At 58.5% G+C, this 13754-nt stretch carries 18 protein-coding genes; 4 read left to right on the top strand and 14 right to left on the bottom strand.

Annotated features, from left to right (window positions below; translation table 11 throughout):
* Positions 1-183 precede the first annotated feature (183 nt).
* Genes ACTLLP_RS00215 through ACTLLP_RS00205 form a run of 3 tightly spaced genes read right to left on the bottom strand, consistent with a single transcriptional unit; the run spans position 184 to position 2495 of the window.
* Entirely contained in the window at positions 184-945 is a 762-nt protein-coding gene (locus tag ACTLLP_RS00215) for an NTP transferase domain-containing protein (protein WP_441059626.1), read from the bottom strand.
* A complete protein-coding gene (locus ACTLLP_RS00210) occupies positions 911-1621 on the bottom strand; it encodes a GntR family transcriptional regulator (RefSeq protein ID WP_441059624.1) in 711 nt (236 codons plus the stop codon). Before ACTLLP_RS00210 ends, ACTLLP_RS00215 begins: the two co-directional genes overlap by 35 nt.
* Positions 1590-2495: a 4-(cytidine 5'-diphospho)-2-C-methyl-D-erythritol kinase gene (locus tag ACTLLP_RS00205; RefSeq protein WP_441059622.1), complete on the bottom strand. Its 906-nt coding sequence runs from the start codon at positions 2493-2495 to the stop codon at positions 1590-1592. Before ACTLLP_RS00205 ends, ACTLLP_RS00210 begins: the two co-directional genes overlap by 32 nt.
* 68 nt (positions 2496-2563) lie before the next feature.
* Between ACTLLP_RS00205 and ACTLLP_RS00200 the strand changes: the two genes are divergently transcribed.
* A complete protein-coding gene (locus ACTLLP_RS00200) occupies positions 2564-3253 on the top strand; it encodes a ZIP family metal transporter (RefSeq protein ID WP_441059620.1) in 690 nt (229 codons plus the stop codon).
* A gap of 30 nt (positions 3254-3283) precedes the next feature.
* On the opposite strand, the gene ACTLLP_RS00195 is transcribed toward ACTLLP_RS00200, so the two are convergent.
* The 3 genes from ACTLLP_RS00195 to ACTLLP_RS00185 form a co-directional block, all read right to left on the bottom strand.
* Entirely contained in the window at positions 3284-3421 is a 138-nt protein-coding gene (locus tag ACTLLP_RS00195) for a hypothetical protein (protein WP_441059618.1), read from the bottom strand.
* Between the two features lie 65 nt (positions 3422-3486).
* Positions 3487-3894, bottom strand: a complete 408-nt coding sequence (locus tag ACTLLP_RS00190) for a hypothetical protein (protein WP_441059616.1) — start codon at positions 3892-3894, stop codon at positions 3487-3489.
* A 16-nt stretch (positions 3895-3910) separates the two neighbouring features.
* Complete coding sequence (locus ACTLLP_RS00185) at positions 3911-4204, bottom strand: YbaB/EbfC family nucleoid-associated protein (protein ID WP_441059614.1); 294 nt, start codon at positions 4202-4204, stop codon at positions 3911-3913.
* A 569-nt stretch (positions 4205-4773) separates the two neighbouring features.
* On the opposite strand from ACTLLP_RS00185, the gene ACTLLP_RS00180 reads away from it, so the two are divergent.
* Entirely contained in the window at positions 4774-5778 is a 1005-nt protein-coding gene (locus tag ACTLLP_RS00180) for a chymotrypsin family serine protease (RefSeq protein WP_441059612.1), read from the top strand.
* A 12-nt stretch (positions 5779-5790) separates the two neighbouring features.
* Positions 5791-5976: a hypothetical protein gene (locus ACTLLP_RS00175; RefSeq protein WP_441059610.1), complete on the top strand. Its 186-nt coding sequence runs from the start codon at positions 5791-5793 to the stop codon at positions 5974-5976.
* A gap of 87 nt (positions 5977-6063) precedes the next feature.
* Here ACTLLP_RS00175 and ACTLLP_RS00170 read toward each other — a convergent pair whose 3' ends face one another.
* Genes ACTLLP_RS00170 through yabG form a run of 3 tightly spaced genes read right to left on the bottom strand, consistent with a single transcriptional unit; the run spans position 6064 to position 8862 of the window.
* A complete protein-coding gene (locus ACTLLP_RS00170; RefSeq protein ID WP_441059608.1) occupies positions 6064-7590 on the bottom strand; it encodes an SPOCS domain-containing protein in 1527 nt (508 codons plus the stop codon).
* Positions 7587-7955 (bottom strand): hypothetical protein, encoded by a 369-nt coding sequence (locus ACTLLP_RS00165; RefSeq protein WP_441059606.1) that lies wholly within the window; start codon positions 7953-7955, stop codon positions 7587-7589. The genes ACTLLP_RS00170 and ACTLLP_RS00165 overlap by 4 nt, the downstream gene beginning before the upstream one ends.
* Before the next feature lie 55 nt (positions 7956-8010).
* The gene (gene yabG, locus ACTLLP_RS00160) at positions 8011-8862 is read right to left on the bottom strand and encodes a sporulation peptidase YabG (RefSeq protein WP_441059604.1); all 852 of its coding nucleotides are present in this window, start codon (positions 8860-8862) and stop codon (positions 8011-8013) included.
* A 70-nt stretch (positions 8863-8932) separates the two neighbouring features.
* Between yabG and ACTLLP_RS00155 the strand changes: the two genes are divergently transcribed.
* The gene (locus ACTLLP_RS00155) at positions 8933-9730 is read left to right on the top strand and encodes a glycosyltransferase family 2 protein (protein ID WP_441059602.1); all 798 of its coding nucleotides are present in this window, start codon (positions 8933-8935) and stop codon (positions 9728-9730) included.
* Here the strand turns inward: ACTLLP_RS00155 and ACTLLP_RS00150 are convergent.
* The 5 genes from ACTLLP_RS00150 to ACTLLP_RS00130 all read right to left on the bottom strand — a co-directional run bounded on the left by ACTLLP_RS00150 (position 9723) and on the right by ACTLLP_RS00130 (position 13735).
* Positions 9723-10196: a ribonuclease H-like YkuK family protein gene (locus tag ACTLLP_RS00150; RefSeq protein WP_441059600.1), complete on the bottom strand. Its 474-nt coding sequence runs from the start codon at positions 10194-10196 to the stop codon at positions 9723-9725. The two genes, ACTLLP_RS00155 and ACTLLP_RS00150, sit on opposite strands and share 8 nt — an antisense overlap.
* Before the next feature lie 74 nt (positions 10197-10270).
* Complete coding sequence (gene rsmA, locus ACTLLP_RS00145; protein WP_441059598.1) at positions 10271-11182, bottom strand: 16S rRNA (adenine(1518)-N(6)/adenine(1519)-N(6))-dimethyltransferase RsmA; 912 nt, start codon at positions 11180-11182, stop codon at positions 10271-10273.
* 13 nt (positions 11183-11195) lie between these two features.
* Entirely contained in the window at positions 11196-12245 is a 1050-nt protein-coding gene (locus tag ACTLLP_RS00140; protein ID WP_441059596.1) for a resuscitation-promoting factor, read from the bottom strand.
* Between the two features lie 186 nt (positions 12246-12431).
* Positions 12432-12959 (bottom strand): cob(I)yrinic acid a,c-diamide adenosyltransferase, encoded by a 528-nt coding sequence (gene cobO, locus ACTLLP_RS00135; RefSeq protein ID WP_441059594.1) that lies wholly within the window; start codon positions 12957-12959, stop codon positions 12432-12434.
* 5 nt (positions 12960-12964) lie between these two features.
* Positions 12965-13735, bottom strand: a complete 771-nt coding sequence (locus tag ACTLLP_RS00130; RefSeq protein ID WP_441059592.1) for a TatD family hydrolase — start codon at positions 13733-13735, stop codon at positions 12965-12967.
* Positions 13736-13754: the final 19 nt, after the last annotated feature.

Here is a 13754-nt window from a genome sequence, read left to right as displayed (position 1 = left end):
CGAACTACAGGCCGCCACCCACCCCCTTTGCCTTGTGACCAAGCGGATAACACCGAAAAGGCCCTGTGCTTGCTCGCACAACCCGAAAAATCTCATTGAGATTATAATATGGGTGCAAAAGCTTGTCAACCGCAACCTGGCGCTGTAAACCAAAAATAATCGGCTTTATCGCCCTCTCCGTAGCTAACAAGGCCGGCTTTGCCCGATAACCCTCCGCACCAATTCCAGATCCTCGGGTTTGTCCACATCCACACCTATTTCTGGTATCATGGCTATTACCGCCCGCCCCCGCACTCCCAGCAACTCCGAGCCTTTCCGCTCCGCTTCCGCCAGCCCCAACCGGCCGGTAATAAAGCGCAGCAGCAAGCCCACCCCTAGCAGCCGCGCTAGGCGCAGAGGGCTTTTGCGATAATGAACCAATTGTTCTGCCTGGGGCAAGCAACGCGCCAGCGCCGCTGGCTTTGACAAGCCGACATTGCCACCGGTAAACACTCCTTCGCGCAGGCGCACATAGGTGCGCTTGATGCCCGGATAGCGACTCTCCAGGAGAGAACGGGGAATAATGGGATAATAAAGCTCCGCCTCATCCCGGCAGAGCTCCAAGAAAGCTTCCACCGCCGAGGAAGTAAGCAAAGGAAGGTCCCCGGTCACCAGTAAAACGCGCTCGCTCGCTTGCACCAGAGGCAGGGCAGCGGCCAGATTAGCCAACAGATTATCGCGGGGAGCGATAAAAGTGAGCCGCGAGGAGGAAGGGTAAGTCTGCGCCAGCTCGTCCGGCGCCACCACCAACACCTGGTCAATGGCTTTGCTGCCCAGTAAGGCGTCGAGAACATAAGCGGTTAAGGGCTTACCGCCCACGGGAATGAGGGCTTCGAACGGAGCCGGATCGGCCAGGCGCAACCGCCCCTCGTTAGGAGCTCCGGCCAGCACTATGGCAGGTATCATGCTCCCCCTCCTGTAAGAGGCTGGCTAGCAAGCTGCTCTCCGCGTTCTCGATGTGCTCCCGGGCCAGCTGGGCCGCTAAATCCGCCTGCCGCTCCGATATGGCCTCGACGATTTTTTTGTGCTCTTCGATAGTCTCCTTAGTGCGCCCAGGGCGGGAAAGCGTAGTCAGACGAAAGCGGTGGATCTGATCCTGGAGGTTAGAGATTATTTGCACCAGCCGGTCGTTGCGGCTGGCCCGATAAATAATCTCATGGAAGCGGGTGTCAAGCGAAACCGTGGCCTCCAAGTCGTTAGCCTGCATCACCTTGGCTAATTCCACCAGCGAGCGCTCCAATTCCTCCAGTTCCTCGTCGGTAATGCGCTCGGCCGCCAACCCCGCCGCCAGAGCTTCCAAAGCCGCTCTCACCTCGAAGATATCCGCTATATCCTTGGCGCTGATCCCGGCCACGTAAGCTCCCCGCCGTGGTAGCATCACCACCAAGCCCTCCAGCTCCAGCTTGCGAAGGGCTTCACGCACCGGGGTTCTGCTCACCCCTAGCTCCTCAGCCAGTTGGAGCTCCATCAGACGCTCGCCCGGTTTAAGCACCCCTTTGATGATGGCCTCCCGCAGATACTCGAACACCACGTCCCGTAATGGCTTATAATTATCTAGCTTCACCGGCAACAGACGGCCCATAGCCTTCCCCCCAAAATAGCCTTATGCCCCTCCGCGCTGTAGCCGCCACCCAGACGCGCCAGCCCTGGAGCAGAAAAAAACTCGACTGGGCCAGTGCCTCTTCCAGCGAAGAGAAAAGCGCAAATACGGTGGGTCCGGTGCCTGAAAGCCCCGCGCATAACGCCCCAGCGCCTAGAAGATCCTCTTTCAGGCGACGCAACTCGGGGCAGCGCCGGAAAACCACTTCCTCCAAGACATTACCGCTTTCCCGGAGCGCCGCCTGCCAATGCCCTTGTTCCAGCCGCCGACCCATGATCTCGGCGGGAAAGGCGGGAGAAATTAGATGAAGATCAAATTCCTTATAGACCTCGGCTGTGCTCAGCCCGTAAAGAGGTTTGACTAGCAGCACCCCCAGAGTAGGCAGAGGAGGGAGGGGAATAAGATCGTCACCCCGCCCTTTTCCCAAGAAGGTCCCCCCCCGGAGGCAAAAAGGGACATCGGCCCCCAGTTCCCCGGCCAGGGTCAGCAAAAATTCCTCCGGACAGCCCAGGCCCCAGAGGCGGTTCAGGGCCAGCAAAGTAGCGGCCGCGTCGGCTGAGCCTCCCCCTAGCCCCGCTGCCACCGGGATATTTTTCTGGAGGCGGATCAGCGCTCCGCCCCGGTAGCCCGTGGCCTGGCGCAGGCGCTCGGCCGCAAGCAGCACTAGGTTATCCTCGCGCGGCACCGGCTCGCCACTGACCTCCAGGAAAAGCCCTTCAGCCGCTGGTGAAAACAATAGCACATCGGCCAGGGCCACGCTCTGCAGCACGGTCAACACCTCGTGGTAACCGTCTGCCCGCAGGCCCCTCACTTCCAGAGCCAGATTCACCTTCGCCCGCGCTAAGGCCAGTAACATCGCTTCCTCGCATACAAACCGCCTATTCCCTCATAACTTTAACCCAAAAACCAAGCGAGGGCAAGCGCATGGACGAGACGCTGAAGCTAAGCTGCCTGGCAGGAATCGCCACCTTGGGAGGAGCGCTTCTGGGCCTTGCCCTCCCTTATTCATGGCCCTTTTCTTTCCTGGCGGGCTTCGCCGCCGGAGTGATGACCCAGGTATTGGCAGCCGAATTGCTACCCTGCCTGTGGAAAGGACCCTGGATCACCGTCTTCCTGGGGCTGGGCAGTGGCGCGTTGCTCTTATTGCTAGCCAGCCAAAGCCGGCTAGCAGGAACTGGTAACAGCTACCGGCGCCTGGGCTGGGTCATGTTTCTGGCCGTCGGTCTGCACGATCTACCAGAAGGAATAGCGCTGGGAGCCGGGAGCCTCTTAACCCAAGAACTCAGCCTGACACTGGCTCTGGCGCTGGGATTGCATAACCTTCCCGAGGGCCTGATCAACGCTGTGCCCCTGCGCCGGGGCGGGCTTTCCGTCCCGTGCATTCTGGCCCTTAACTTTTGCCTGAGTCTGTTCACACCACTAGGAACCTTGCTGGGTCGGGCCACAGGCACCCTTTACCCCTTTACGGTTCCTTTCTCCCTAGCCCTGGCCAGCGGTGCCATGAGTTATGTGGTTTTGGCTGAACTTTTACCCTTGGCTGCTTCTTGGCGTGGGGTGCTAGGTTTCGGCGCCGGCCTGGGACTTATGGAAGGGTTGTCCCGGCTAATCCACTAGAAAGGTGGCCCTCAAAGAGCCACCCTCCGCTTAAGCAAAGACCTGCTCACGCGAGAGATTTTGGTTGAACAGCAGGAGCAGCAGCAAGAAGAGCAAGATAAAGGGCGCCAGCAAAATGATCAGGAGCACCCAAAGCACCCACTTGAGATCCTGCAGGCCGTATTCCATGAGCGTTTACCCTCCCTTTCCTTTTTTATCCAGTAATATGCGCCTGGGTGCCTTTTGGTTAAGTGCTAGCCGGTGCTCTTAGCCTCGCCGTTTTCAGGACGCCCGAAGTCCCAGCGGATGGTTTTACGCCCCGCTCCTTCCTTACCAGCCGGCTCCCCTCCCCCCTGGAGAAGGCGGGTGAGCTTGGGCAGGAGTGAACTCAAGATCTCCGGCTGCTCCAGCAACGAAGCTAACCCGCCAGCGCCTTCCTTGCGACCCGAGAGAGCGCCCAGCAAAGGACGGAGCAGAGCAGTCATCTCCGCTCCACTCTGCTCGCTAGACCGCCCCCGCTGCATGATCCCCAAAGCTAGGAAGGAATTAGCCAAGCTCATCAGCAAAATCAGATCCTGCGTCGTGGTGTTCGAGCGCAGGGGTAGCGATACCAATTCCCGAAAAAAGCTTAGCCACTCGCTTTCCCTTTCCTGAATTTCCATCCATGCCCGTCCCCTTTCAGAACAGCCCTGGTATCTCGGGTATGCTCCAGCCCGTTACCTCCTCAATTTTTTTGCGCGCCGCCTGGCGAGAAAGCGCCACCCCCTGGTTGAAGGTGCGAGCCAGATCCGCCTCCAAGTAAGCCCAATCTTTAACCGCCTCCGGAGCCAGCCGAATCCGGAGCACCTCCTGTAGGCCGTTGAGCACCATAGCCACCGAGCGCCCTTGCACTTCCACTCGGAGCTCCTGGAGAGCTCCTGCAATTTTGCCCACCTTACCCAGGAGATCGCCCAATCCGGACAAATCCCACAAGAATTTCACCCCCTCACTTGCCAGTATATGTTTCCTTACCCCAGCGGTTCCTTGGCAGCAGGTTTTTCGATAATAATTGGAACATTTTCCGTTATCAGGAATAAAATGCTCAGCAAAGAGCCCCAAGAGGAGGTGTCGTTTGATGAATAATAGCTTGCAGGATCTCAGCTGGTGGTGGATATTGCTACTAGTAGTGATCGTATTGCTTCTAATCTACTACTATCCACCTTGCCCCAAAAAGCCACCGAAACCTAAGCAAGATATTTAATTAATTTGCTAAGTGAGGTGTATAACCATGACTTCCCCGTTTTCCATTGATGTTTCTATTTGGTTGGTTCTGTTGCTGATTCTGTTGATCTTCCTGTTGTTTGTTCCAGTAAATTCTTAAACTTACCTAAATAAGGAGGAAATTTATATGCAGGGCATGACGGTAGAAGTCTGGCTCATACTCCTGGTAATTCTGGTGTTCTTCCTGATCTTCACCGCCAAGGGAAGCCAGGCATAAGGTAGAGGCGCTCCGGGAGGCTAACATGCCTCCCGGAGATGGCTTTAAACGCGGAGGGGAAAGCGTGGAGAAGAAACTTTTGGAACGCTACCGAGCTCGGCTGTTGAGCCTCCCTTCGGTGGTGGGAGTGGGCTGGGGAAAAAAGATGGTTAGGGGAGAGTTGACCGACCAGGAAGCAGTGGTGGTTCTGGTGGAGAAAAAATTACCGCCCACCGCTCTGCCGCGAGGAGCTTGTGTCCCCCAGCAGTTGGAAGGTATTCCTACCGACGTGGTGGAAAGCGGAAGCTTTTACTTGCTGGGGAGCTACACCGGTCGTTACCGCCCGGCTCGTCCCGGCGTCAGCCTGGGGCATTACCTGGTAACCGCAGGAACCTTTGGCGCCGTGGTGTACGACCGCATCAACCACGAGCCCCTGATCCTCTCCAACAACCACATTCTAGCCAACCGCACCAATGGCCGCGATGGGCGCTCTCGAATAGGCGACCCCATCCTACAGCCGGGAAGCTACGATGGGGGAACACCGGGACACGATTCCATAGCTACGCTTTGCCGCCTGGTGCCCCTGCGCTACACTGCCGAACCGGCCACTTGCGCCATCGCCCGCGTTATGGAACAATATGCTAACAGCGCCTTACGATTGTTAACCCGACGGCGCTATTACCTGAAACTTCTCCGACTCACCAACTCAACCAATCGGGTGGACGCTGCTCTGGCCCGACCACTGCAAGCGGGACTGGTTGAAAGTCAAATTATGGAAATAGGAGCAGTAGCTGGAACCGCCGAGCCCGCCCTTGGCATGGCGGTAAAAAAATGCGGGCGCACCACCGGCTTGACCAGCGGGGAGGTACGTTACGTAAACGTAACGCTGACGGTCAACCTAGGACATCAAGAGCAGGCTTTTTTTGAAGACCAGTTCGTCGCCACCCGGATGAGCGCACCGGGAGATAGCGGCTCGCTGATCGTGGATCAAGACAACCGGGCAGTGGGATTGCTTTTCGCTGGCTCGGATCGTTTCACGGTGGCTAACCGGATAACCCATGTGCTGGAAGCTTTGCAGGTGAGATTTTAGGGGGTGGCAGCCTTGCCCGCCGTACTGACTGACTTTCTGGTACTGGTAATTCTAGCGCTGGCCAGCAAGCGCAACGCCGATCAGACTCTGGACGGCTTGGCTCTACTAGCCCAGAACACCAGCGAGGCCGTGCGCAAGCTTCGCCAGGGTCTGGAGCTGCTAGAACAAGCCGTGAGCGAAGCCAGAAAGCTTCGCTGAAGCGTCAACAACGCTATTGGCCGAGAATGCCTCACTAAATTATTCAGAGGCTGGCTCCGTGAAGAGCCAGCCTCTAACTTTATTGCCTCAGGAACGGCAGGGCAAGTAGATTACCTGACCCACCTGGAGGTTATAGGGATCAAGTCCAGGATTGCAAGCCATGATCGCTTCCACAGTGGTACCAAAGCGCTGAGCCAGCAGGTAGAGCGTGTCACCCTGGTTGATGGTATAGGCTACCAGGCGATCGTTGGCTGCCGGAAGTTCCAGGCAGGTTACCACCTCTTCCTGAACCCTCTCCATCACCCTTACTTTGAGACGCACCACTTCCTCCACTCGCAATTCTCGGCGTTCTGATAAGCAGGCGTCAGCCCTCACCGGATCGATGGTGGCTACGATCTGACGCTCCGGAGCTGCTTCCGGCAGGGTGCACGAACTGGTCAGGGGAAGGAAAACATCCAGAGCGTGCACCCGGCCGGTGCCCGTAGCCACATAGATGACCCTCACCAGGCTCTTTCCTTTTATCAGAGCCGTCCCGTCCAGCGACTCGACACTCGTCACCGTCGCCAGCACCGGCTCCACTGTCACCACTTTGGCCACTGGCGGATCGATCGGGGACGCTACTTCCTGAATTAGCTTCTCCTCTTTTTCTTTCTTTGCCAGCACCCTATCCACCCAAACGCGCGACTTGTGCGTCTTGGCTCCGCCCTCGACCTCGGTGACCACCTCCGCCTCCACCGTCTTTCCCAACAATACCCGGAAGTTCACCAACACCTCCAACTCCAGGGTGCGCGTGGGCAACTCCCCTTTCGGCCTAACTTTGGCCTCCGCTTTGACTTCGTCCACTTGCGCTTCCAGCCCCGCCGTCGCTCCCGCTAGGAGGATTAATTGCTCCCACGGCAAGAGGTAGCGAGTTTCGTAGAGCGGGCAAGCGTCGGTTGCCGCGGCGTACAGGATCTGCAACTCTATTTCACCGCTAACTCGCACTTCGCCCGCGCACGCCTCGGCCTGCAGGCGGTGACAGTTAACCTGCACGTGCTCCACCGAGCATAAGGCCGGCTTATCTACCGGCAACCGCTCTTCACGGGAGCCCAGGTATTGAGCTCGGGCAGACGCCACCACGGTTTCCACCCTTAAACGCCGTTTCTTGACTTGAAAGCCCGGCGGCGCTTCCTCTAACACCTCCAGCTCCTTCAAGGAGGTTAACTTGCCGTGAGCTATCAACAACGCCGCCAGCCGGAGGCGCCTCCCCCCTTTCTTCTCCGGCCGCACCACCACCTCGGGGAGCTCCAGGCGCACAGCGGCCGTCATGCCGGGGCGGGCGGCGGGGAATTCCAGCGCACCAGACACGGGCACGAAGAGGCGGGCGACGTAAACCGGCTTGCTCGGGCGGCAAGCCACGTAGGAAAGCCGGAGCTCGAGTGTCCCATCCCAAACCACGCGGCCATCCAACACCTGTACCGAGCGCGCCTGCGCCTCGGTTCGCAGCGAAAGCAGAGTATCCACTTCCGGGTCCTCTGGCCGCAAAGCCAGTTCTCGTTCCAGCGGCTCACGAGTCGAAGCTTCGGCCAGCACCTGGTTCAATTTAAGCAAGAGGTATTTTCCCGCACAGCTCACCTTTTCTCCCCCCTCCGAAACTGTAGTATCAGACCAGCTCCTTCCAATAATGCCAGGGGTGTCTTGTTTTCCCCCACCAGGGGGGTAAGCACCATCACACCCTGGCGCCGCGCAGCCCGCAATAGACGCCAAACCAGGAACTCATCCAGGCCGGGCAATCTCAGGATCGATCTTTCCTCGCGCCATAGCACTAACTCGTACTGCCCTTGGAGCCGTGGCAGCAGAAAGGCCCGGACCGGCAGGCTCTCTTCCCCCAATCCGCAACAGCGTATCCAGCTGGTCACCAACCGGCGGGCACTGCCCAAGGTGACTGCCAGCGGGCCCACGTAAGGCACTCCCGCTTCTAGATGCAAGCCCATCGCCATCTGCTGTCCTCCTCTTCCCCACCAATGTATGAAAGGCGGCGGGAGTAAGTGAGAACTAATAGGGTGACTTGGGCATCCCCTGACGGAAACGACCCCTGGTCACTATTCCTCCCACGCCAGCGTATCCGGTTACGGTGCCCTCGATGGTCTTTTTTAGGGGCACCAGCTTATCCACCGGGGTAAAGGCTACCCGCGCCGCTATCAATACTGGATCGAAGGCGTGAATCAGCACTCGCTGCGGTGAACTGGCGAAGTTAGCTCCCGCCTCCAGCAAGGCTTCGTAATACGATTGACAGGCCCCAGCTATAATCACCAGGGCATCGCGATCAGGTATCAGAGCACGGGCCACCTGCACGGCGGCCACAAAATGGCGGGAATGACGGTAACTACGCAAATCCCGAAAATCGGGGTGCTCCCCTCTCAAGCCATCGTGCCCGGTTAGCACCAGGATCTCGGGAAGGTGGCGCGGGAAGAGCTCGCGTAAAGAGTGAGCTTGCTGCTCTTCCGGCACCGCGTAGCCGTAAACCGGCACCTTTAACTGCCGGTAGGTGGCCAGGCAAAGGGCTAGATAATCCTCATCCCCGTCCAGATGCAGCACCCGGCCGGGCATGGAGAAGAGTTCGGGTTTCGCCCGGTTAAAAAAATCCGGCTCTTCCCCTTCCTCCCGGTATCGCCGCAAGAGATCGGCTCGCCGGCGGAACACCTGGCGCCAATAGGAAGCCACTGCTTCCGGCCCCACCTTTACCAAATCCTTCACCGGAGCATCGCACACCAGACGGTAATCGATGCCCCGGAGCAGGGCGTATAGGTCTCCCTGCTCTGTCCGGTAGAGCTCAACGATACGGAAAAACAAGTCCTGACGATGAGAGCGTCGAGCTACAATATCGCCCCGGCGAAATTCCAGCATGGCTGGCCCCCAAAGTTTTTGTTTACATATTATGAAAAAGAAGGAAAAAAGTAGAGAGGGAGAGTGCAGCGTGCTTTACGCCGTGGTACCAGCTCTCAATGAGGGAAAGAGTATTGTCCGGGTGGTCATGACCCTGTTAGCTACGCCGGTAAAGCAGGTGCTGGTGGTAGTCAACGGAAGCACCGACGACACGGTGGAAAAATTAAAGAGCTTCCCGCCGCAGCAGGTCAAGCCCCTGATCTTTAAAGAGGCGTTGGGATACGACATCCCCCGCGCAGTGGGCAGCCTCTACGCTCGGCTGCGAGGAGCTCAGGGGATCGTATTCGTGGACGGCGACATGACAGCTTTACCGGTGAAACCCGTGCGGCAATTAGGGGAAGCGGTGCTGCACCGGGGAGTGGATCTGGCCTTAACCGATTGCTACCCGCCGGAGGCCCCTCCACCTTCCTCCCCCGTGGTCCAAAGGTTGTTGTTCTTTCGCTACCAGCTCAACCTACTTCTGGGGCTGGAGCACCTGGGCAGCGCCTCCCCTTCCCATGGGCCTCTGGCGGTATCGCGACGCTTGCTGGAGCGGGTACCTCTGGAAGCGATGGGCATACCGCCGCTGGCGCTGGTGCACGCCGCCCGCGCCGGTCTGAGGGTCGAAGTGGTAGCCACCGTGCCCCACCGGCTGCTGGGATCGCCCAGCCGGGGAGAGTTACACAGCACCCTTATCGCCACCACCATCATTGGCGACTACCTGGAAGCCATAGCCCTGGCCAGCGGGCGGAAGCGCAGCCGGGAACATGCGGGCGTTTATTACGACGGTTACCACTCCAGTCGCCGCTGGGACCTGCTAGAGCGTTTCGACACCTCCGATTTTACTTAGTATGCTTATCGGCCACGGTCGAAGCCCCGAAAGCGTCGGGTTTGATCTTGGCCTGGAAACCGCTGCCCACCACCATGCCCACCACTTCCCGGATCAGATCCTTGGTCTCACCATGCGTGCCCACGTCGATGTGTATTTCCACCTTGAGGTTTTCCAGGCCCGCTGCCGCCAGAGCCCGGCTCACCATGCTGCCCACCTCTAGGCTAAGCGAGGTCTCGTAAAAGATCCGCTGGCGCAAGCTACGGATGCGACGGTTGGTGCGCCGGCAATAAAAATAGCGCGCACCCTTACCCAGGCGGTGCACGATGACCGCAGTGATGAAATGGGTTTCTCCCTGGAAAACCTGAGAGTCGGAACCAATGATAACCTTATAAGCCGAAGAGGGAAGACCGTGGATATAGCTGATGATTTCGCCCATCATGGCCTCGAAATCCAACTCGCCCTTCGCTGGGCTTATAAAGCGCACCAGACATTGCTCCTCACAACCAACAGCTTTCTAGACAAAATTATAATACTTTGCCTACCCCGGCAAACAGCAAATTATTTGGCATCGCCAGGGCCAACTTCGCGCGCCGCTTCTCCGGAGGCCCCGGAACTCACCCGCGCCAAACGGGCGAACTCTTCCAGGCTAAGGGTCTCTCCCCGCCGCCCTGGGTCGATGCCCGCTGCTCGCAAGCGCTCCCGCCAACCCTCCTTACCCCACTCCGGGCAAGCCGCCGCCAGGGCGTTGAGCAAGGTTTTGCGGCGCTGAGCAAAAGCCGCTCGCACCAGGCGGAAAAAGAGCTCCTCGTCCCCCACCTCCACCGGAGGCCGAGTTCTCACTTGCAAGCGGACCACCGCCGAATCTACCTCCGGCGGAGGATAGAAGTTACGGGGCGAAACCAGCGCCACCAGCGATGGCACGGCCCGGTATTGCACCAACACCGATAACGATCCGTATTCTTTGGTTCCGGGAGTGGCCAGCAAGCGCAGAGCCACTTCCTTTTGCACCATTAGCACCATAAGTCCCACTGACCAGGAGGAGGTCAAAAGGCGCACGAGCAGGGGCGAAGTTAGATAATAAGGGAGGTTGGCCACCACCTTGTAAGGAGCGGTTCCACCCGCCGCTAGCACCATGCTTTCCAAGTCGCATTGCAAAGCGTCAGCGCAAACCAGGGTTAAACGGGGATGGTCTCCCAGTTGGGAACGCAACCAGGCTGCCAAGAGGGGATCGAGTTCGATGGCCAGCACCCGCCCCGCCCGCTCCAACAGGCGCGAGGTTAGGACTCCCAAGCCAGGGCCGATCTCCACCACCGTGTCCGAAGGCGAAAGCTCGGCCGCCGCGATAACTTTATCCAGCACCCCCCGGCACACGAGGAAATGCTGGCCCCAACGCTTGCGCGGCCGGATTCCCAAGCGTGCCAGTAACGCCCTCACGGCGGTGGGGGAAAGCAACTCGTCAAGTTCTCCCATAGCAGGGCGGTTTCTACTCCAGCACGTAAACCTTGACGTACTTCACGCCCCAATTATAAACCTCCGAACTGGTGGGGAAGAAGAGATCGATAGCGTTCCCTTTGATGGCGCCCCCGGTATCGGCCGCCAGAGCGTAGCCATAGCCCTCGACGTAGAGACGGGTACCTAGGGGAATAACGCGGGGATCCACCGCAGCGATACCCCGGCGCACCGGGATGCCGGTAGCGGTGTAATAGCCGGCGTCATAAGAGTAAGCGGTGGCCCGCATGACTACCACGCGGCTGAAGCGAAGGTTCTCGCCCCCACGGGAGACCTCCTGTAGGGTTCCTACCTCAACCACCCGGGCTTCCGGTGGGCGAACTACTTGTTTGTCGATAAGCTTCTCTTCTTTGATCTGGCCATCGTAACGCACTATCTCCCAGCGCTCCAAAGCTTCCCCCTCGGTGCCAGGAGCCACCACCCGGGTTTCCCCCTGGTAGAGAGCAGAAGTGTATTGCCGCTTAACTTCGTAGGGAACGGGCACTTTTTTCTCCACCACTTCCTTAGTCACCCGGGTCACCTTCACCAGCATATCGGGGCGCACCGGCGCGTTCTTGGCCGGATCGATCAGATCGTCCGGACCCAACTTCACCCCGGCCTCTTGCAAAAGCCCTTCCACATCGTTGGCGCAAGTGTAAAGGCGCAACTTTTTCCCGTCTACTTCTAGAGTGGCGGGAACCGCGTGGCGAATCTCTACCTGCATCCCATTTTTCAGCGTGGCGGTGGTGCCCGGCAGGACACGGTCGTGCGGCCCCAAGGCTATGCCCGCTTGCTGCAATACCCCTTCCACCCGGCGGTGCCACGTGACCACTTTCTCAGGATGTCCGTCCACCACCAGGGTGACCGTCTTCCGTACCAGGGTGTAATAGCCCCCTAAAGTTACTCCGGTGAGCACCACGGCCGAAGCGGCCACTATCTGCTGGACTTTTTTCCTCCGCGGGTTGACACCGGCGTGGCTTTCTGCCCCCGTCTCCTCAAGCAACTCGCGGGAGCGTCTAGGGCGCATCACTACGTACCATTCCACTTTCGCTCACCACCTCCGGTAATTTCTATTCGGTGGGAGCGAAAAAAATTCCTGCTGCGAAGTTTAAAAAACTTTCAACGGCGATTCGCTAAAAAGCTCGTATTATCTTCTTTTTGCAGGTCAGGACGCTGAGAAAACTAGCTTTGAGACGCTCGAGAGCAATTATTCGACTGGCCACCTCATTTCTTAGAATTCTATCCCCTTTTGAGCCGAAATTCCCTTGCGGTAGTGGTGCTTGACCTCGCGCATCTCGGTCACGGTGTCAGCCAATTCCACCAGCTCCGGAGGAGCTCCCCGGCCGGTGAAGATCAGATGCAAAGCGGGGGGACGCGTGGCCACCAACTCCCTCACTTCCTCCAGGCTTACAAACCCATAACGCAGCACGTAAGTGAACTCGTCCAACACCACCAGATCGTAAGTCCCGCTCAGCACCACCTCCCGAGCTCGCTCCCAGGCGCGGCGGGCTGCCTCCCGGTGGTGCTCCTCCCCTTCCCGAGCGAAAATAAACCCCGCGCCCATGGTTTCTAGCTCCAAAAAGTTATCGGGTAACTTCGCCACTGCCAAGCGCTCCCCGGTGGTAACCCGCTCGCCCTTAACAAATTGCAAAAAAAATACCCGCATCCCGTGGCCCCAGGCGCGGAAGGCGGTCCCGAGAGCCGCGGTGGTCTTTCCCTTGCCTTCCCCGGTAAAGAGCAAAACTAGTCCGTGCGCCACGGTTTTCACTCCTTAAAAGCGAAGAGGCGGTAGGCGTTAGCGGTGGTCTGCGCCGCCACCTCTTCCACCTCCATGCGTTTGATTTCCGCCACCTTGCGAGCTATCAAAGGCAGATAAGCCGGCTCGTTGAGCCGACCGCGGTAAGGAACGGGAGCCAGATAGGGAGCATCGGTCTCCAGCAGCAGGCGATCGATAGGGGTACGAGCCACCACCTCCACCAATTGTTGATTGCGGGGAAAGGTGATAACGCCGGTAAAGGAAAGGTGAAATCCCAATTGCAACAGCTTTTCCGCCGCCGGCCAGTCACCGCTAAAACAATGCACCACCCCCTCGCCAGCAGGGGCTTCCGATCGCAGAAGTTGGTAAAGCTCTTCGTAGGCATCGCGGCAATGTAGCACCACGGGTAAACCTAACTCCCGAGCCAAGCAATACTGAGCCAGAAAAACTTCCCGCTGCCGCGCTGGAGGAGCGAGGTTTCGATAATAGTCCAGCCCTATTTCCCCCAGCGCCACCACCTTTTTCTCCCGAGCCCAGTCGCGCAATCGCTCCAGATAATTGGCCGACGCGGTGGCGGCATCGTGAGGATGCACTCCCACCGCGGCGTAAAGCGAAGGTTCCGCCGCTGCCAACTCCACCGCTCGGGCAGAAGAAGTTAGATCGTATCCCACCACCAGAATGACCTTTACTCCCACCCGTTGGGCCCGCCTTAACACGCCCTGCCAATCCTGGTACAGACGGGGATCGTTGAGATGACAATGGGTATCAATCAGCGTCAACTACTCACCACCTTATCTT

It is taken from the genome of Desulfothermobacter acidiphilus (assembly GCF_052073645.1).
GTDB classification, from domain to species: Bacteria; Bacillota; Desulfotomaculia; order Desulfotomaculales; family Ammonificaceae; genus Desulfothermobacter; species Desulfothermobacter acidiphilus.
The sequence above is the reverse complement of the archived record's forward strand: the minus strand, read 5'-3'. Positions and strand labels throughout refer to the sequence as shown.